At 71.1% G+C, this 19486-nt stretch carries 16 protein-coding genes; 15 read left to right on the top strand and 1 reads right to left on the bottom strand.

Features of this window, described 5'->3' with window-relative positions:
- Positions 1-100: 100 nt before the first annotated feature.
- The 14 genes from ACIBB8_RS06290 (at position 101) to ACIBB8_RS06225 (ending at position 17860) form a co-directional block, all read left to right on the top strand.
- Positions 101-1432 (top strand): ABC transporter substrate-binding protein, encoded by a 1332-nt coding sequence (locus ACIBB8_RS06290; protein WP_398949269.1) that lies wholly within the window; start codon positions 101-103, stop codon positions 1430-1432.
- Complete coding sequence (locus tag ACIBB8_RS06285; RefSeq protein WP_398949268.1) at positions 1432-2397, top strand: carbohydrate ABC transporter permease; 966 nt, start codon at positions 1432-1434, stop codon at positions 2395-2397. The genes ACIBB8_RS06290 and ACIBB8_RS06285 overlap by 1 nt, the downstream gene beginning before the upstream one ends.
- Positions 2394-3281: a carbohydrate ABC transporter permease gene (locus ACIBB8_RS06280; protein ID WP_398949267.1), complete on the top strand. Its 888-nt coding sequence runs from the start codon at positions 2394-2396 to the stop codon at positions 3279-3281. Before ACIBB8_RS06285 ends, ACIBB8_RS06280 begins: the two co-directional genes overlap by 4 nt.
- Positions 3278-6034: an ATP-binding protein gene (locus ACIBB8_RS06275; RefSeq protein WP_398949266.1), complete on the top strand. Its 2757-nt coding sequence runs from the start codon at positions 3278-3280 to the stop codon at positions 6032-6034. The genes ACIBB8_RS06280 and ACIBB8_RS06275 overlap by 4 nt, the downstream gene beginning before the upstream one ends.
- A 132-nt stretch (positions 6035-6166) precedes the next feature.
- Complete coding sequence (locus tag ACIBB8_RS06270; RefSeq protein WP_398949265.1) at positions 6167-7003, top strand: alpha/beta fold hydrolase; 837 nt, start codon at positions 6167-6169, stop codon at positions 7001-7003.
- A 103-nt stretch (positions 7004-7106) separates the two neighbouring features.
- Positions 7107-8192 (top strand): LLM class flavin-dependent oxidoreductase, encoded by a 1086-nt coding sequence (locus tag ACIBB8_RS06265; RefSeq protein WP_398949264.1) that lies wholly within the window; start codon positions 7107-7109, stop codon positions 8190-8192.
- Positions 8189-8803 (top strand): FMN reductase, encoded by a 615-nt coding sequence (locus ACIBB8_RS06260; RefSeq protein WP_398949263.1) that lies wholly within the window; start codon positions 8189-8191, stop codon positions 8801-8803. Before ACIBB8_RS06265 ends, ACIBB8_RS06260 begins: the two co-directional genes overlap by 4 nt.
- Positions 8804-8863: 60 nt before the next feature.
- The gene (locus tag ACIBB8_RS06255) at positions 8864-11698 is read left to right on the top strand and encodes an AAA family ATPase (RefSeq protein WP_398949262.1); all 2835 of its coding nucleotides are present in this window, start codon (positions 8864-8866) and stop codon (positions 11696-11698) included.
- A 136-nt stretch (positions 11699-11834) separates the two neighbouring features.
- Positions 11835-12755, top strand: a complete 921-nt coding sequence (locus ACIBB8_RS06250) for an alpha/beta fold hydrolase (RefSeq protein ID WP_398949261.1) — start codon at positions 11835-11837, stop codon at positions 12753-12755.
- A 41-nt stretch (positions 12756-12796) separates the two neighbouring features.
- The gene (locus ACIBB8_RS06245) at positions 12797-13705 is read left to right on the top strand and encodes a helix-turn-helix domain-containing protein (protein ID WP_398949260.1); all 909 of its coding nucleotides are present in this window, start codon (positions 12797-12799) and stop codon (positions 13703-13705) included.
- 515 nt (positions 13706-14220) lie between these two features.
- On the top strand, positions 14221-15351 hold the full coding sequence (locus tag ACIBB8_RS06240) for a sensor histidine kinase (protein WP_398949259.1): 1131 nt from the start codon (positions 14221-14223) through the stop codon (positions 15349-15351).
- A 102-nt stretch (positions 15352-15453) separates the two neighbouring features.
- Complete coding sequence (locus ACIBB8_RS06235; protein WP_398949258.1) at positions 15454-16356, top strand: ABC transporter ATP-binding protein; 903 nt, start codon at positions 15454-15456, stop codon at positions 16354-16356.
- Positions 16349-17101 carry an ABC transporter permease gene (locus ACIBB8_RS06230; protein ID WP_398949257.1) on the top strand — a complete coding sequence of 251 codons (753 nt, stop codon included), beginning with the start codon at positions 16349-16351 and terminating at the stop codon, positions 17099-17101. Before ACIBB8_RS06235 ends, ACIBB8_RS06230 begins: the two co-directional genes overlap by 8 nt.
- An 84-nt stretch (positions 17102-17185) precedes the next feature.
- A complete protein-coding gene (locus tag ACIBB8_RS06225; RefSeq protein WP_398949256.1) occupies positions 17186-17860 on the top strand; it encodes a response regulator in 675 nt (224 codons plus the stop codon).
- 263 nt (positions 17861-18123) lie between these two features.
- Here ACIBB8_RS06225 and ACIBB8_RS06220 read toward each other — a convergent pair whose 3' ends face one another.
- Positions 18124-18429, bottom strand: a complete 306-nt coding sequence (locus ACIBB8_RS06220; RefSeq protein ID WP_398949255.1) for an ATP-binding protein — start codon at positions 18427-18429, stop codon at positions 18124-18126.
- Between the two features lie 279 nt (positions 18430-18708).
- On the opposite strand from ACIBB8_RS06220, the gene ACIBB8_RS06215 reads away from it, so the two are divergent.
- A complete protein-coding gene (locus tag ACIBB8_RS06215) occupies positions 18709-19428 on the top strand; it encodes an alpha/beta fold hydrolase (RefSeq protein ID WP_398949254.1) in 720 nt (239 codons plus the stop codon).
- Positions 19429-19486 lie beyond the last annotated feature (58 nt).

The following is a 19486-nucleotide window of genomic DNA, read 5'->3' as shown; positions in this document are numbered from 1 at the left end:
ACGCTTGAACATCGAACGATTGGTCTCTGTCGTTCGAACGCTGTAGCTTTCCGAAACGCCCGCCGAGAACATGCGGCGGGCGATCGGAGGAAGCACACCCATGAGGTTCGGCGCGAGGCTCGCGCTCGCCGTCATCACCCTCGCCGTCACCGCCACCGCCTGCGGCGCCCCGCAGGAGAGCGGTTCGCGCTCGCACACCACCGCGGACTGCGCACCGTACGCCCGGTACGGCAAGCACCCCGGCACCAAGGTCACCGTCTACGCGGAGAACCGGGACCGGGAGGCCGATCTGTTCGAAGAGACCTGGGCGGACTTCGCGGACTGCACGGGAATCGACGTCCAGTACGAGGGGGACGGGGAGTTCGAGGCGCAGATCCAGGTCCGGGTCGACGGCGGGAACGCGCCCGACATGGCGTTCTTCCCCCAGCCCGGGCTCATGGAACGCTTTGCGCGGGCGGGGAAGCTGAAGCCCGTGAGCGCCGGGGTCGCTGCCCTCGCCAAGCAGGGCTGGTCGGCGGACTGGAACAGCTACGCGACCGTGGACGGCACCCTCTACGGCACGCCACTCGTCGCGAACGTGAAGTCGTTCGTCTGGTACTCCCCGAAGTTCTTCCGCGACCGGGGACTGAGCGTTCCCCGCACGTGGACCGAGCTGATGGCCGTGACCGAGAAGGTCGCGGCGTCGGGCGTCAAGCCGTGGTGCGCGGGCATCGAGTCCGCCGAGGCGACCGGCTGGCCCGTGACGGACTGGATCGAGGACGTCCTCCTTCGCCAGCAGGGCACGCACGTCTACGACCAATGGGTCGCCCACGAGATCCCGTTCGACGACCCCCGTGTGATCAAGGCCATGGACACCGTGGGGTCCATCCTCAAGAACGACCGGTACGCCAACGGCGGTTTCGGTCCGGCCCGGTCGATGGCGTCGATCTCCTTCCAGGAGGCCGGCACACCGGTCCTCTCCGGCGACTGCGCGATGCACCGCCAGGCCTCGTTCTACGCCGACATGTGGCCGAAGGGCACCGAGATCGGACCGGACAAGGACGTCTACGCCTTCCTCCTGCCAGGGGCCGACCCGGCCAGCCGACCCGTACTGGGCGGCGGGGTCTTCACCGCGGCGTTCGCCGACCGTCCCGAGGTGCGGGCGTTCCAGGAGTACCTGGCCTCCGCGGACTTCGCGAACGCGCGGATGAAGAAGGGCCCGTTCGTCTCGGCGAACAGGGGCGTGGATCCGGCGAACGCCGCGACCCCCGTCGACCGGCTCTCGATCGAGCTGCTCCAGGATCCCCGGACACAGTTCAGGTTCGACGGTTCGGACCTGATGCCGGCGTCGGTCGGCGCCGGGACGTTCTGGAAGGGAGCCGTCGACTGGATCAGCGGCGCGAGCACCCGGCAGGTCGCCGAGTCCGTCGAACGCTCCTGGCCGAGCCACTGATGTCGTTCGACGCCGTCGCCCAGCAGCCCAAGCTGCTGTACCTGCTCCAGGGTGTCGCCGCCTTCGGGGCGGTGGTCGCCCTGATCCTGCTCGCACTGCACCGGGGACCGGTGCGGAGGAGGGCCGCAGCCCTGATCCTGCTGGCCCCCGCGCTGCTGCTGCTCGCGGTCGGTCTCATCCTGCCCGGTCTGCGCACTCTGGCGCTGTCGTTCACCGACGGCGGGGGCGGCACATGGGCCGGCTTGGACAACTACGTGTGGATGTTCACCGACCACCGGGCGCTGGTGGCGCTGCGCAACACCCTGGCGTGGGTGGTCCTCGTGCCGCTGACATCGACCGCGGTCGGTCTGCTCTACGCGGCGGCCGTCGCACGGTCGCGGTTCAGAGCGTTCGCGCTGTCCCTCGTCCTGACGCCGATGGCGATCTCCTTCGTCGGCGCGGGTGTCGTCTGGAAGTTCGTCTACGCCTACCGTCCCGCGGAAGCCGGGCAGATCGGGCTGCTGAACCAGCTCGTCGTTGCGTTCGGCGGCGAACCGAGGCAGTGGCTCGTGGACTCTCCCTGGAACGTCCTGTTCCTCATCGTGGCGATGGTGTGGACGCAGGCGGGCTTCGCGGCCGTCCTGCTGGCCGGCGCAATCAGGGCCGTACCCACGGAGCTGACCGAGGCGGCCCTGCTCGACGGCGCGTCCCCCCGGCAGATCTTCCGGCGGATCACGCTGCCGTCGATCAGGCCCACGCTGCTCGTCGTGCTCCTCGCCCAGGGGATCGGCACCTTCAAGGCCTTCGACATCGTCAAGACCATGACCGGCGGACAGTTCGACACGGGCGTCCTCGCCCACGAGATGTACGACCAGGCCTTCCGCTACGGCGAGACGGGCCGCGGCGCGGCGCTCGCTGTGCTCCTCTTCCTCCTCGTCACCCCTTTCGTAGCCCACCAGGTCCGGGCGCAGCGGAGGACGGGGTGAACGGCGTCCGGGAGCGTCTGACCTCCCGCGCCTTCACAGGGGGCGCCGTGGTGATCGCGGTCCTCTGGACGACACCGACCCTCGGTCTCCTGCTCTCCTCGTTCCGCCCCGAGGAGGAGATCAAGACGACGGGCTGGTGGACCCTGTTCGGTACGCCGCACCTCACGCTCGACAACTACGGCGAGGTGCTCTCCGGCGGCGGGAACGGGGCGGGGCGGCTCGCGGAGTACTTCGTCAACTCCGTCGTCATCACCGTTCCCTCGGTGCTGTTCCCGCTCGTCCTGGCCTTCCTCGCGGCGTACGCCCTGGCCTGGATCGACTTCAGGGGGCGCGACGCGCTCGTCGTCGGCATCTTCGCGCTCCAGGCCGTGCCGCTCCAGATGGCACTCGTCCCGCTCCTGAAGCTCTTCTCCCAGGGCTGGCTGTTCCTGCCCGCGTGGCACCTCACCGGTCCCGCGCGGTTCAGCCAGGTCTGGTTCGCCCACACGGCCTTCGCGCTGCCCTTCGCGGTGTTCCTCCTGCACAACTTCCTGGCCGGGCTGCCCCGGGACCTGATCGAGGCCGCCCGCGTCGACGGCGCGTCGCACGGGACGCTGCTGCTCCGGATCGTGCTGCCGCTGGCCCGCCCGGCCCTGGTGAGCTTCGCCGTCATCCAGTTCATCTGGGTGTGGAACGACCTCCTCGTGGCCCTGACCCTGTCGGGCGGAACGGCCGAGACCGCGCCGATGACGGTCAGACTGGCGAGTATGGCCGGGACCTACGGCAACGAGTGGCAGCGGCTCACTGCGGGAGCCTTCGTGGCGGCGCTCGTCCCGCTGCTCGTCTTCTTCTCCCTCCGGCGGCACTTCGCACGGGGACTGCTCGCCGGATCGGTCAAGGGATGAGCCCCGACCGGCCCGAGGAACACGCCGTGGCGACGGCGCTGAGCCGACCCGGGCTGCGGGGCCGCGAAGCCGAGCTGGAGCGGCTGCGCGGCCTGGTCGAGGCGGTGTGCGACGGCGAGGGAGGAGCGATTGCGCTCCTTCTGGGCGAGCCCGGGATCGGGAAGACCGCGCTGCTCCAGGAGGCCGTCTCGCTCGCACGGGCCCACGGATTCCTCGTCAGCCACGGACGTGCCGAGGAACTGCACGAGCTGGCACCCCTCGCCTCACTGGCCTCGGGCCTCCTGCACGGCGACCCGCCGCTGCTGGCCGCCACGGACTTCGCGGACCTCGCCGGCCACCACGACCAGCGCATCTGGCTCGTGGAACGACTGGCCCAGCTGATCGAGGAACGCTCGGCGGGCACGCCCGTACTGATCGCGGTCGACGACGTCCAATGGGCCGACCCGCTCAGCCGTTTCGCGCTGAGCGTCATGCCGGCACGGCTGCTCAGCTCCCCGGTCCTCTGGCTGCTCACGGGCCGGGAGGACCCGGAACTGTACGGGCAGGGGCCGCGACCGACGACCCTCCCGCTGCGGCCGCTGTCCGACACGGCCCTGGCCGAGTTGGCACGCGACGTCCTCGGCGGGGACGTGCCGGCGCGGGTCGAGGAGCTCCTCGACGGGGCGGGCGGCAACCCCTTCCTCGCGGCCGAGATGCTCGCGGGCATCGCGGCGTCGGGCGCGGACGGGCCGGAACCGCCCGAGCGGCTGGTCCTCGGCGTACGCGGACGCCTGGCCGCCCTCCGGCCGGACACCCTGCACTTCCTGCGGATCGGCTCGGTCCTCGGCCGCGCGTTCTCGCTCGCCGACGCCGCCGCCCTGTGCGGCCGGCCCGCCTCCGCACTCAGCGCCGAAGTGGACGAGGCGATCGCCGCCGCCCTCCTTCACGACGACGGCGAACGCCTCCTGTTCCGCCACGACCTGCTCCGCCAGGCGGTGTACGCCGACCTCGCCCCCTCCGTACGCCGGGCGCTGCACCGGGAGGCCGCAAGCCGGCTCGTCGCGGCGGGCCGGAGCTCCGTCGACGCGGTCCCGCATCTGCTGAAGAGCGCCGAACCCGGAGACATGGAGGCGATCGGACTGCTCGGCGCGGCCGCCACGGACGTGATCCCCGTGATGCCCGACCTCGCCGCCGACCTGGCCGTACGCGCCCTGGAACTCGTACCGGCGCGTGCGCCCATGGCGTACGACGTGGGAGAACGGGCCATCGTCGCGCTGACCCGCGCGGGCCGGTACACGGAGGCACGGGACACCGGCGACGCGCTGCTCGCCCGGCAGCCGCCCCTGGACGTCTTCGCCCGTCTGCAGTGCGTACTCGGCGACACGCTGTGGCACCTCGACGACGTCCACGAGCTGACCCGCCGCACGACGACGGCGCTGGCAGCCGTCACCGACCCCGTGATCCGGGCCCGGCTGACCGCCCGGCAGGCCCTGTCCCGGTCCCGCGGGAGCGACCTCGGGGCCGCTCGCGAGACCGGCGAACGGGCGCTCGCGGAGGCGGAACGGGCCGGTGACCGGGAGGCCCGCGTCCTCGCTCTATGGGGTCTCGGCGAGATCGCGCTCAACGCGGGCGACTGCGCCGCCGCCGTCGAACACCACACGGCCCTGAGCGTGTTCGACACGGCCTTCCTCCCGGAGGAGGCCGTCGCGCTGATCCACATGGACGACTTCGACACCGTACGGCGACTGCTCAGGACGGCGGGCGACGCCCCCCTGCGCCCCGCCATGCTGATCTGGGTGCAAGGAACCCTGAACATGGGGCTCGGCCGGCTCGACGACGCGGACGCGGACTTCGTCACCGCCGAGCGGCTCGAAGCGGACCTCCACGTGCCCGGCAACCTGGTCAACATCCGCGTCAACCGCGGCCTCCTCGCGATGCTGCGCGGCGACCGCGAAGCCGCGCAGGAACACCTGGACGTCGTGCGGGCGACCGTGGCCGACCGGCCGAACACCGGCAACCACGCCACGCACCAGTACTTCGAGGCCGTCGTCGCCGACGCCGACGGCGACCACGCGGCAGCGGCCGAACTCGTCCGGTCCGTGCAGCGGGACCACCCCTTCCTCCGGTGGCGGCTCCTGCGCCCGCATGTCGTCCAGGCCGTGCACATCGCCCTGCGCGGCGGGGACCGGAAGCTGGCCGAGGACCTCGCGGCCCAGGCCGCCGAACATGCGATCCGCAACCCCACCGTGCCGACCGCCCGGGGGACGGCCGCCCACGCGTCGGCCCTCGTGAACACCGACCACGAACTCCTGGAGCGGGCGGTGGGCATCCTCCTCACCGGCCCCCGGCCGCTGCCGCTCGCCGCCGCGTCCGCCGACCTCGGGCGGGCGCTGCTGACCTCGGGCGCCGCCGCCGCGACACCTGCCCTGACCAGGGCGCACGACCTCTACGCCCAGGCCGGGGCCGATGCCGAGGCCGACCAGGTCCGGGTCGATCTGGAACGGGCCGCACGCCGCCCAGGCCGGCGCACCGGACGCCTCCGGCCGCGCACCGACCAGGGCTGGGACGCGCTCACGTCCTCGGAACGCAAGGTGGCCAGGCTGATCGCCGCGGGTCACACCAACCGGTCGGCCGCGGAGGCCCTCGTCGTCTCTCCGCACACGGTCAACACCCATCTGGCGTCGATCTTCCGCAAGCTCGCGGTGCGCTCACGGGTCCACCTGGCCCGGATCGTCCTCGCGGAGGACGACGCCGGAACGGCCACCGGCGACTGAGCGAACTCTGCGCCCCCGTGCAAGGTGCGGTGCGCGGTACGGCAACAGGAGGCATGGGATCGGTCCTAGCGTGACGGGCACACCGCGCCGCTCCGACGCGCGGACCAGTCCACCGGAAACGAGGGAACACCCATGCCGTACATCACCGTGGGCCAGGAGAACACCACCCCCATCGAGCTGTACTTCGAGGACCAGGGCGCCGGCCAGCCGGTCGTCCTCATCCACGGCTTCCCGCTCGACGGCCACTCTTGGGAGCGCCAGAGCGCCGCGCTGCTCGACGCCGGCTACCGCGTGATCACGTACGACCGCCGCGGCTTCGGGCAGTCCTCGCAGCCGACCACCGGCTACGACTACGACACCTTCGCCGCCGACCTGAACACGGTGATGGAGACCCTCGACCTGAGGGACGCCGTCCTCGTCGGCTTCTCCATGGGCACCGGTGAGGTCGCCCGCTATGTCTCGACGTACGGCTCCGGCCGCGTCGCCAAGGTCGCCTTCCTGGCCTCCCTGGAGCCCTGCCTGCTCAAGAGCGACGACAACCCGGACGGCGTCGCCCCGAAGGAGTTCTTCGACGGCGTCGTCGCCGCCGTCAAGGCCGACCGGTACGCCTACTACACCGCCTTCTTCAACGACTTCTACAACCTCGACGAGAACCTCGGCACCCGCATCAGCGAGGAGGCCGTCCGCAACAGCTGGGACACCGCGGCCCGCGGCGGCTCCTTCGCCGCCTCCGCCGCGCCGGCGACCTGGTACACCGACTTCCGCGCCGACATCCCGGCCGTCGACGTGCCGGCACTGATCCTGCACGGCACCGCCGACCGCATCCTTCCGGCCGAGGGCACGGCGCGCCCCTTCCACAAGGGGCTTCCGGCGGCCGACTACGTCGAGATCGAGGGCGCCCCGCACGGTCTGCTGTGGACCCACGCCGAAGAGGTCAACACCGCCCTCCTCGCCTTCCTGGCGAAGTGACACCGCACCGTTGACCCGCCGGTTGACGCCGGAGCCCCGGCGTCACCCCGGCCCCCGGTTCCCCCCGCGGGAACCGGACGAGCTCAGGAGAGCAGACACCCCCATGCAGTTCGGCATCTTCACCGTCGGGGACGTGACCCCCGACCCCACCACCGGCCGCACTCCGACCGAACGCGAGCGCATCAAGGCGATGGTCGCCATCGCGCTCAAGGCCGAGGAGGTCGGCCTGGACGTCTTCGCGACCGGCGAGCACCACAACCCGCCGTTCGTCCCGTCGTCGCCGACCACCATGCTCGGCTACATCGCCGCCCGCACCGAGAAGCTGATCCTGTCCACCGCCACGACTCTGATCACCACCAACGACCCGGTGAAGATCGCGGAGGACTACGCGATGCTCCAGCACCTGGCCGACGGCCGGGTCGACCTCATGCTGGGCCGCGGCAACACCGGTCCCGTCTACCCGTGGTTCGGGCAGGACATCCGCCAGGGCATCAACCTCGCCAAGGAGAACTACGCGCTGCTGCGCCGGCTGTGGCGCGAGGACGTCGTGGACTGGGAGGGCACGTTCCGTACGCCGCTCCAGGCCTTCACCTCGACACCGCGACCCCTGGACGGCGTCCCGCCGTTCGTCTGGCACGGGTCCATCCGGTCTCCTGAGATCGCGGAGCAGGCCGCCTTCTACGGCGACGGCTTCTTCCACAACAACATCTTCTGGCCGGCCGACCACACACGGCGCATGGTGCAGCTGTACCGGCGCCGGTTCGCGCACCACGGTCACGGCCGGCCGGAGGACGCGATCGTCGGCCTGGGCGGACAGGTCTTCATGCGCAAGAACTCCCAGGACGCCGTAAGGGAGTTCCGGCCCTACTTCGACAACGCGCCGGTGTACGGCCACGGCCCGTCGCTCGAGGACTTCACCGAGCAGACCCCGCTGACCGTGGGCTCTCCCCAGCAGGTCATCGAGCGGACGTTGTCGTTCCGGGAGGCCGTCGGCGACTACCAGCGCCAGCTGTTCCTGATGGACCACGCGGGCCTGCCCCTGAAGACCGTCCTCGAACAGCTCGACATCCTCGGCGAGGAGGTCGTGCCTGTACTGCGGCGGGAATTCGCCAAGGGGCGTCCGGCCGACGTGCCGGAGGCCCCCACACACGAGTCCCTCCGAGCCGCCAGGGAGGTGTCCGCCGCGTGAAGCTGACCGTCGTCTCCGCGGGCCTCAGCACCCCCTCCTCCACCCGCCTGCTCGCGGACCGGCTGGCCGAATCCGCCCGCGACGAACTCACCGGCCGGGGGCAGGCGCCGTCGACCGAGGTCGTGGAGCTGCGCGAACTCGCCGGCGACATCGCCAACCACCTCGTGACCGGATTCCCACCGGCGCGACTGAGCGCCGCGATTGACGCGGTGACGGCGGCCGACGGCCTGATCGTCGTCACCCCCGTGTTCGCGGCGTCCTACAGCGGTCTCTTCAAGTCCTTCTTCGACGTGATCGACCCGGACGCCCTCACCGGGAAGCCGGTCCTGACCGCCGCGACGGGCGGCACCGCCCGCCACTCCCTGGTCCTGGAGCACGCCGTACGCCCGCTCTTCGCCTACCTCCGTGCCGTCGTCGTCCCCACCGCCGTGTTCGCGGCCTCCGAGGACTGGGGCTCGGGGGGAGACGAGTACACCGACGGCCTGCCCGGCCGCGTCCGCCGCGCGGGCGCCGAGCTCGCCGCGCTCATGGCGGCGCGCCCGGTCGGGGAGGAGCCCGAGGACGACGTCACCGTCCTCGAACGGCAACTCGCCGACCTGCGCTTCGACTGAGCCGGGCCCCCGGGCCGGGCGAGGGCGGGGTGGTTCACATGGTTCATACTGTTCCGCCGTATGAGCGTGAACCGAGTGACGACAAGGACCGCGCCCGAGGGGCTCGACGGCGTACGGACACCTCTCCGGGGCAGGGACGCCGAACTGGCGTTCATCGAGGAGCGGCTCGACGCGCTCGGTCGGGGCGAAGGCGGGATCCTCCGCGTCGAGGGCCCCGCCGGCATCGGCAGGTCCAGGATCCTCGCCGAGGCCGCGGCCGCCGCGAGGCGGCGCGGGACGCGGGTGTTCGAGGGGGCGGCGGACCCCGACGAACAGTTCGTACCGCTCGGCCCGCTCCTCGAAGGCGTGCTCTCCGGCGAGGAACCGCTGCCGGGCGCCCAACTTCTCCGGGACCTCGCCGCCACACCCGGCCAGCGGTTCTGGCTGCTTCAGGAGCTGGGGGACCGCCTGCGGGAGGCGGCTCGGAACGGACCCCTGCTCGTCGTCCTCGACGACCTCCAGTGGTGCGACGACCTGACACTTCTCACCTTCCACACCCTCGCGGTGGGACTCTCGTCGCACCCGATCCTGTGGCTGGTCGCCGTGCGCGCCGGCGGCGTGCCGTCCGGGGTGCGCACCACCCTGGACAGGATCCGTCAGGCGGGCGCACACGGGTTGGTCCTCGGAGCGCTGGGGGACCGGGCGATCGTACGGATCACCGAGGACGTACTGGGCGCCCCTCCCGATCCGGACGTCCTCCGTCTCGCCCACCGCGCCGAGGGGTTGCCGCAGCTGCTGGTCGAGTTGCTCGGCTCGCTGCGCGAGGAGGCGGTGACGATCGAGAACGGCACGGCCAGGCTGTCGGCGGGACCCCCCGCCCCACGGGAACTCCCCTCTGTCGTGCGCCGCCTCGACCAGTTGTCCGACGAGGCGCGGGAGCTGGTGCAGACGACGGCCGCCGTGGGCGGCACGGTCACCGTCGCGCTGCTCGCCGAACTGCTCGGCAGGTCCTCGGCGGCGCTCATCACAGCCGTGCGGGAATCCCTCGACGCCGATCTGCTCGCCGAGAGCGGCGATCGCCTCGCCTTCCGCCACGACCTGATCCGCGAGGCGGTGGAGGTCGGCCTCCCCCTCCCCCTGCGTCAGGCCCTGAGCCGTCAGGCGGCCGGGCTGCCGCCGGGGAGAGCGCCGGCAGATGCGACGGAGGCCGGGAGAGCGGTGCCGGGAGACGCGGCGGAGGCCGACCGGCTGCGCACCGAAGCGGCGGAACTCGCCGGCACCGCTCCCGGAACCGCCGCGGAACGCAGCCTCAAGGCCCTGGAGCTCACCGCGGCGGACGCTCCGGAGCGTCCGCGGGTCGTCGCCGAGACGATCCCGCTGCTCTGGCAGACGGGCCGGGCCGCCCAGGCGTGTGAACTGGGAGCCACCGCCCTGGCGGCCGGCGGTCTCGGACCCGAGGACGAGGCGCTCATACGCCTGGCCCTGGCACGCCTCGCCGTACAGTTCGACTTCTCCGAGGCGGTCCGGCAGGCCCGCGCCGGGGCGGCACTGCCCGGGATCTCCCTGACCGCGAGGGGGCGACTGCTCGCCATGCTCGCCGTCGGCCTGTCGATGTCGGGCGAACACGCGGCGGCCGAGCAGGTCGCCGCGCAGGCGTGGGAGACCGCGGCGGCAGCGGGGGACCGCACCGCCGAGGCCACGCTGACGACGGTCCGCTCGGCCGTGAGCTTCCACCGCATGGACCTGGCCGAGGCGTTCCGGCAGGCCGAGCGGTCCGCCGCGCTGGCCGAAGCCCTGGGCGTCAGCACCTCGCTGTGGGTGCCGGAGGCCTTGTGGCACGCCCTCCTGTCGAACACCACCGGACGCACCGCGGAGGCGCTCGCCGTCGCGGAGGAGGGCATCCGGGTCACCGGGGAGCAGGGCCGGACGGCCGCCACCCGCATGTGGCTCATGACCCGCACCCGCATCCTTCTGGAGACCGGACGGCTGTCGGACGCCCGGGCCGACGCGGAAGCCGCGTCCCCGGCGACCGACGATCCCGGCCCGGGCAACCTCGCCGACGTCACGCTCCGGTACGTGATGCTGCGCGTCGCCCTCCACACCGGCGACCGGCAGACCGCGGACGCGTACGCGGCGGAGGCGAGGCGCATGCGGAGTGACGATGCACCCGTCGTCCGGCACTTCGGCACCTGGATGCTGGCGCTGATGGCCGACCACGAAGGCCGGCCCGACCGCGCCATGGCCGAACTCGACGCGGTGATGACGTCGCCCGCCGCGGACCGGCCCGCGTACGCCGGCCTGATCGACCCGGCCGACGCCCCGTTGCTCGTCCGCATGGCGCTGCGCGCGGGCAGGCACGAACGGGCCGTGCAGGCGGTCGCCATGGCCGAGAAGCGAGCCGTGCTCAATCCCGGCCTCCCGTTCCTCGCCGCCACCGCCGCGCACGCCCGGGGGCTCCTCGACAACGACCTCGCCCCTCTCGTACGCGCCGTCCGGCTGTACGAGGACTGCCCTCGGGTACTGGCCCGGGCGTCGGCGCTGGAGGACGCCGGACGCAAGCTGGCGGCCACCCGCAAGCCGGAAGCGGTCCCGTACTTCGAGACGGCCCTCGCGCTCTATGCGCGAGCGGGCGCCGAGAGGGACGTCGCACGGGTGCGCCGGCGCCTGCGGGCCGCCGGTGTCCGCCGCCGGCCCTCGACGACCGGACTCTCCGATGCATGGCCCGAGTTGACGGCCGCGGAGCTACGGGTGGTACGGCTCGTGGCCCGAGGGCTGACCAACCAGCAGGCGGCCGAGCACCTCTCCCTCTCACCGCACACGGTGAGCTCGCACTTGCGCCGGGCCTTCACCAAGCTGGACGTCTCCTCGCGCGCCGAGCTGACCCTGCTGGTGAAGCATCGTGACGACGGAGAGTAGTCGCTTCGTATCGCACGCGGGCGTCGTGGCAATGGACGATTCATGCGATGTGCCGAGGTCGTCGTTTCCTCAGACTGATCAAGAACCGCGGAATGCAGAAGTCCGCGGGGGCAGTTGATCGAGAGAGGAACAGCGCATGACCGTAAGGCTCCAGCGAGCCCGCCCCGGCAGCCCCGAGCTCCAGGCACTCGTCGACGAGCTCGCCGAGCGGCTCGGCCGGTCCGTCGCCGTCGACGACCCGCTGGTCCGCATGGTCTGCACGAGCCGCCACTTCGGCGATGAGGACCCGGTGCGCATCGGCACCCTGCTGCAGGGCCGCGCCGACAACGCGGCCATCCGCTACGTCCTCGCCCAGGGCGTGACCCGGTGGTCGAGGCCCGGGTTCATCGACGGCCGTGACGATCTCGGACTGCTGCCCCGTTACGTCGTGCCGCTGTGCGAGCGCGGACACCTCCTCGGGCTGCTCGTGGTGGTCGTGCCCGAGAAGACGCTGGGGGCGGAGGAGATCGCCGCCATCGCCCGGGCAGCGGACGCCATGTCGGCCCAGATGTACGGAGAGCACATCGCCGCCGACACCCGGAAGACCGACGAACGGGACCTGGCCCTCGCACTCGTCGGAGCCGACGTCCTCACCGTCGACCTCCGCGGCCACGGGAGGTCCGGCACACCGCGTCACGGCTACCGCATCGCCCGGCTCTCCCGCGACGTGCTCGAACTCGTCGACCGTCTCGGTCTCGACCGTTTCGACGCACTGGGCTGGTCCATGGGCGTCTCGGTGTGGTGGAGCTTCATCGACCAGTACGGGACCGGACGGATCCGGCGCTTCGTCGCCGTCGACCAGCCCGCGGCGGTCGCCGCCGTGCCGTTGATCGGCTGTGAGGGAAGCCATGTGCACCCCGACTCGCAGCGCTTCGTCGCGGAGCGGATTCCCGGCGCGCGCCTGCACGTCTTCGCCTCCGACGTGGCGAGCTCGCACTTCCCCTTCCCGGAGAACCCGCCGGCCTTCAACGCCGTGGTGGAGAAGTTCCTGGCCGAGGAGCCGGCGAGAGGGGCGTGAACCCGCGTTCCGCCTGCACGAACCCACAGCTAGGAATCACCATGACCCTCACACTGATGTCACGTGCGCCCGAACGGGTGCCCCGGCAGGCGACTGCTCCGAGCTCGCCCTCCTCCCGCTCGGGGTGGCTGGTCCAGATGCTCTCCGAGATGCCGGACGCGAACGACCGGAACCACGTCTACCTCGGCGTCCACGTCCGTGGGCCTATCACCGTCGTTCACGAGCGTGCCAAAACCCTGCTGAAGCCGAACGACCTGGTCTTCTGCGACCCGGCACGACGGCACCTCCTGCGCTTCGGCGAGGACTGCCAGATGATCTTCTTCCGGGTGCCCCGCTGCTATCTGGGCGTCACGGAGTCGGAACTGGACCAGGTGCTCGGCGTGCCCGTACGCGGTGGGGAGGGCATCGGGGCGCTGGCGTCCGAATTCCTGACCGCGCTCGCCGCCAAGGCGGAGTTCCGCCGGTCCACGATCGGGAACCGGCGTGCCCGCACGGCCGTACACCTCCTCTCCGTCCTGGTCATGGAGCTCCTCGAAGCGGACACGACGGACGCGGCCGACGACGCGTCCGGAGCCGGTAACGAGATGCTGTCCCGTATCCACGCCCACATCGAAGAACACCTGATGGACCCGGACCTCTCACCGGAGTCGATCGCACGCGCGCACCACATCTCCGTCCGGTACCTGCAGAAGCTGTTCCAGAACGACGGCAGTACGGTGAGCCAGTGGGTGCGGCAGCGCAGGCTCGAGCTCTGCCGGCTCGAACTGGGCCGCTCCAGCCGGAGGATCACCATGACCGCGGTGGCACACCGCTGGGGCTTCAGCAGCCCCTCGCACTTCAGCCGCACGTTCCGCGAGGCCTACGGCATGAGCCCCAGCGAATGGCAGGCGCTGGCGACCTCGGCCCTAGCGACGACGACTGCCGGCGCCCAGGACGAGCGGAGGCGCTGACACGCTTGTGCGCCATCGTGTCAGCGCGGATGCGCGCACGTACCAGAGGTGCCGCTTCCACGGCCCTACCGTGAGCCGTCGCACGGACCTCTTGCCGAATTCCGGGCCGCGCCCCGACCGTCGTGACGACGCCCCCACGTGGCCCGACATCGAGAGAAGCCGGTGTCGTCGTCAACCGTGACCCGAGTATGCCCTTTCGAATGCCATACAGCGAGATGCCTGTCAATGGTGGGTGCGCATGGCTCCTCTTCGGGGTCGCGCGTGCGTCACAAGGTCGCACGCAGTGCCCATAGTGCCCGTAATGCACATTGATCTTGAGTCCGATTTGTGTCACGCGAGCTGCTGACCTGCGATCTTCTTTAACGTGCTTTCTCTTGAAATGTTTGCGATGACCCACCACGTGGAGTGCGTGGCGATCCTGGACCCTGATGACGAGGGCCGCTGATCCAAGGCTCCTTGGGGGGCTCAGCTGAATGCCATGGACGTACCGCGCACCGAACGCATAGTTTCACGGCATGGGCGGTATCCCTCGTCGGCGTTTGATCATGCTCGATGTGCCGGCTGCGCTGGGGTTCGCCCTGCTCCCGGCGGTGTCGCCGCTGCGGCCGGACGTCGGCGGACAGGTGCACAGCACCACACTGTGGCTGCTGTCGTTGAGTGCCGCGCTGCCGCTCGTCGTCCGGCGGCTGTGGCCCGTGCCGGTCTTCGTGGCCGTCCTGGCCGTCGCCTGCGTGGCGCTGCCGTTCGGGCTCGCGCCGACCTCGCTCCTCGCCGCCGCCTACGCCCTGTACGTGGTGGCCGTGGAACGGAAGCGGCACACAGGGCCGTCGGCGGTCCTCGTCGGTGCGGTGAGCGCGGTGGGCGCGGCCGGGCTGACGATGACCGGAACGCAGCACTACCAGGGCGGGACCCAGGTCGTGCAGGTCGTGTTCGGCCTGCTCGTCCTCGGTGCCACCTGGGCGGCAGGGACGGCCGTCAGGGAGCGCCGGGAGAACACGCGGCGCTTCGTGGAGCAGGCGGCCGAGCGGGCGAAGGTCGAGGAGCGTCTCCGTATCGCCCGTGACATCCATGACGTCGTCACGCACAGCGTGGGCCTGATCGCGGTCAAGGCCGGTATCGCCAACCATGTGTTCGACAGTCACCCGAAGGAGGCGCAGGAAGCCCTGACGGTGATCGAGGAGGTCAGCCGCAGGGCGCTGCGCGACATGCGGGCCACCCTCACGGTACTGCGCCGGGACCCGGAGGACGCCCAGGCTCTCCGGCCGGTGCTCGGCCTGTCGGACCTGCCTTCTCTGGTCCGGACGGCCGAGGCCGCCGGCGTGCGCGTGGACCTGCGGTCCCGCTGTGCGGAGGAACCTCCGGACGGCGTCGCGCTGTCCGCGTTCCGGATCGTCCAGGAGGCTCTGACGAACGTCGTCAAGCACGCCGCGCCGACCCGGTGCCGGGTGCATCTCGTTGCGGAGCGGGGCGTGTTGACGATCGACGTCTCCGACGACGGCCCAGGGTCCGCGCGCCGGCCGGCCGTGCCCGGTGGCGGGCTGGGCCTTGTCGGGATGCGGGAGCGGGCCGCCGCGCACGGCGGCACCATCACCGCCGGACCGCAGGAGGGCGGCGGCTTCTGGGTCTCGGCGGTGCTGCCGTACTGACCCGGGCTCATTCGCAGGTATGGCTTCGGCCCGCGAAGGACGTCCGGTGTTCCCGTCCCGGGACCGATGTGGCCGGCGGGATGCCCGGACGAGACTGACGGTGTGATCGACGTCCTGAACTTGACCAAGCAGTACGGGCAGCACACCGTTGTGGACGGCCTCACCTTCACGGTGCGGTCAGGTGCCGTCACCGGGTTCCTGGGCCCCAACGGAGCCGGGAAGTCCACGACGATGCGGATGGTGCTCGGCCTGACCCGCCCGGACGCCGGGTCCGTACGGATCGACGGGCGCGCCTATCACGCACTGCGCTACCCGGCCCGGCGTGTCGGTGCCCTGCTGGAGACAGCGGCTCCGCATCGCGGCCTGACCGCCGCCGACCACCTGCTGTGGGTGGCTCAGAGCAACCGGATCGCCCCGCAACGGGTCGCAGAGGTAATTGAGTTGGTCGGCCTGGCGGGCGCGGCCCGGCGGCGGGTCGGCACCTTTTCCCTGGGCATGGGCCAACGACTCGGCCTGGCCGTGGCTCTGCTCGGTGACCCGCCGGTCCTGGTGCTCGACGAGCCGGTCAACGGCCTCGACGCGGAGGGAATCCGGTGGCTGCGCGAACTGCTGCGCGCGATGGCAGCCGAAGGCCGGACCGTACTCGTCTCCAGCCATCTGATGAACGAGATGTCCATGGTCGCGGACCACCTGATCGTCATCCACCGCGGGCAGCTGCTCTCGGACAGCAGCATGTCGAACTTCGTCGAACGCCACGGTCGTACGTACGTACGCGTGCGCGCACCGGAACCCGGGCTGTTGGGAAGGGAACTGGAGCGGAAGGGAGCCTCGCTGACGCTCGCACCGGACGGCAGCCTGGAAGTCGCCGGCATGCCGGCGGCTGAGATCAGCCGACTGGCTGCGGCGGTCGGCGTCCCGCTCGATGAGCTGAGTACCCGCACGGGGTCTCTCGAGGATGCCTTCCTCGGACTCGTCGGCGATGGGGAGAGGAGCGCCCGTGTCTGAGACGCGCGCGGCCGTCCGTGCCGAGTTCACCAAGCTGAGGCGTGTCCGCAGTACGTTCCTCGCGCTGCTGCTGTTCGTCCCCGTCAGCGTCCTCGTCGCCGCCCTGGACGGCTGGTCCGCGAGGTCGGCGCTCGAATCCCACAACCCTCTGCTCCGGGACGGCTTCACCCCCGAGCAGACCGGCCTGGACGGCATCCTCTACGGCCAACTCGCGCTGATCGTCTTCGGTGTACTCGTCGTCGCCGCGGAGTACGGTTCCGGGATGATGCGGGTCTCGCTGCTCGCCGTGCCCCGGCGCGGCCGGCTCTACGCGGCGAAGATGGCCGCCGTCGCCGGCACCGCCGCGGTCGTCGCGACCCCGGTCGCCGTCGTCGGCTATCTGGTCACCCAGCTCGCCCTGGGGCCCCACGGTGCCTCGATCGGCGCGGCCGGCGTCCCTCGCGCCCTGGCCGGGGCGGTGGCCTACTTGACGCTGATGTGCCTGTTCGCGGCGGGCACGGCCGCGACGGCCCGCAACGCCGTCGTCCCGCTGGCGGTGCTGCTCCCGATGGTGCTCGCCGGGTCCCAGATCCTGTCCGTCATCGGAGCGACGAAGGAGGTGGCACGCTACTTCCCCGACCGGGCTGGCCTGCAGATGCTCACCGTCAACTCGCCGGATGCGTCCACCGGATGCGCGGTGCTGTTCGTGTGGACCGTGGCGGCGCTGGTGTGCGGCTACCTCCGGCACCGTCGCTGGGACGCGTGACGGGATCCGGCCAGGCACGTGCCCCCCTCCGCATGCCTAGAATGGCGGAACTCGACGGCCCCATGAGCATGCGAGGAATGCGGAATGGCCGAGGCGATCCGGGTGCTGATCGCAGACGATCAAGCACTGTTGCGCGGGAGCTTCCGCCTCCTCGTCGATTCCACACCCGGAATGGAGGCGGTCGGCGAGGCGGGTGACGGCGCTGTGGCAGTGCAACTCGCCCGAGAACTCAAACCGGACGTCGTCCTGATGGATCTGCGTATGCCCGTCATGGACGGCATAGCGGCCACGCGGGAGATCTGCTCCGACGAGACGATGTCGGATGTGCGGGTTCTCGCCCTCACGATGTTCGACATGGACGAGTACGTCTACCCGGCCCTTCAGGCCGGTGCGAGCGGATTCCTGCTGAAGGACGCCACGCCGTCCGACCTGGTGGCCGGCATTCGTGTCATCGCCACCGGCGAGGGTGTGCTGGCACCGACGGTCACGCGCCGCCTCATCGCCAACTTCTCCCGCCGCGACGAACCACTTCGGCCGGCACCCAGGCTCGTCGGGCTCACCAAGCGGGAACAGGAGGTGCTCGTCCTGATCGCGAACGGCTTGTCGAACGCCGAGATCTCCGAACATCTGGTGATCAGCCTGCCGACCGTGAAGACGCACGTGAGCAGCCTTCTCGCCAAGGTGCAGGCCCGCGACCGCGCACAACTCGTCATCATCGCCTATGAGAGCGGCCTCGCCGAGCGCGGGATGCCGGCCTGAACGCTGTCACGTCGGCGCACCACACCCCGCCCCGCATCCTCGAACGCGTCAGGCCGGGCCGTCGGTGGGGTCGACCTCGGTTGCCCGGGCGCGCAACACCAGATGGGCCGGACGGGCGAGACAGTAGTGGGTCAAGACCCGGTGTCGGGCCGTCTCTCAAGGGCGGGTACGGCAGAGACGCGGCGAGCACCGGCCAGCGCTGGTGGAGCAGCGGACGACGTGTCATGGCAACGACAGTAAGGGGAACTCCAGGTGGACGGAGGTCATTCGGGCGGCCCGGGCCTGATCACCAGATGTGGGGCAGCGGTTGGTTCGGTCCGTCGGCGGGGCGATCGGCCCTCACTCACCTCGTCGCCGCCGTTCCCGTCGCAGTGCAGGTCATCAGCATCAGGTGCCGCTTGCGGGAACGCGGGTACGCGCGGGTCGTGATCGTGAACCTCACACACAAGCCCTGAGCCGGTACGGCGGAGAACCATCTTGTACGGCCCGACCGCGTGCTCCGTGGCGTTTGTAACGAGTTCGGACGCGGCCGGCTCCGCGTCGTCTATGACTTCCTCCGGAAGCCCCACGCCGTCGGCACCGACACCGAATGAGCTCAGGCCAGGTCAAGGGTCAAGTGATCAGAACAGCGGGAAAACTCCATAATGCACCGGCGGGCAATTAAGGGATGCGCTGCAGGACAACCGCAGTGCGGGGAACCGCCATACCGTCGGTTGGTCTGCGTATATCCATTCCCGAAGGTGCCGTGCGCCTTCGGATCCGCCGTCGCTCTTCGCGGCAGATGCGACGAGTGTCGCCATGACCGGCGAGCACTGTGGTCGACCTGCCGCACAAGGAGGCCTCCCCTGATGTCATGTCTAGTCGGCCGCACGATCGTCCTCGTACACGGCGCCTTCACCGACGCCTCCAGTTACGCGGCAGTAATCCCGCTGCTGTTGCGGGAGGGACTGGACGTGGTGGCTCCCGCGGTGCCCAATCGCGGCCTCGGCGGCGACAGCGCCTACGTCGCCTCCGTCGTCCGGGCGATACCGGGTCCCGTCGTCCTGGTCGGGCACGGCTACGGCGGCGCGGTCATCACCGTGGCCGGCGCCGAGGACAACGTGACAGCCCTGGTGTACCTCGCCGGCTACGCGCTGGACGAGGGCGAGTGCCTGGGGGAGCTGCAGGGCAAGTTCCCCGCCCCCCCGCTGGCCGATGCCCTCGTGCGCACTCAGGTTTCCGGCCGCGGGCCGGGCGAGACGGAGACGGAGGTGTCGGTGGACGTCGCGCGCTTCCCCGCGCTGCTCGCGGCCGGCATCGATTCGGCCGCGGCGCGGGTCCTGGCTGTGTCCCAGCGCCCGCTGGCCAATCGCGCGCTCACCGAGGACGCCCCTGTCGCCGCCTGGCAGACCAGACCGTCCTGGGGCCTAGTCGCCGCGCAGGACCGCGCCATCGACCCCGATCTGGAGCGCTACGGCTACCTGCGGGCGGGGATGACTAGGTATGAGGTCGACTCCTCTCACCTAGTCATGCTCGCTCACCCCGGGACGGTGGTCCGGCTGATCCGCGAGGCCGTCGAGGCGGTATAGGGGCGGGGGAACGGAATTGGCGGGCCGGACTCGGTCGGGGCCGGATGACGGCCTCAGG

Source organism: Streptomyces sp. NPDC051286, from assembly GCF_044455345.1.
Classification (GTDB): Bacteria; Actinomycetota; Actinomycetes; order Streptomycetales; family Streptomycetaceae; genus Streptomyces.
This window is presented reverse-complemented; position numbering and strand designations above follow the sequence as displayed.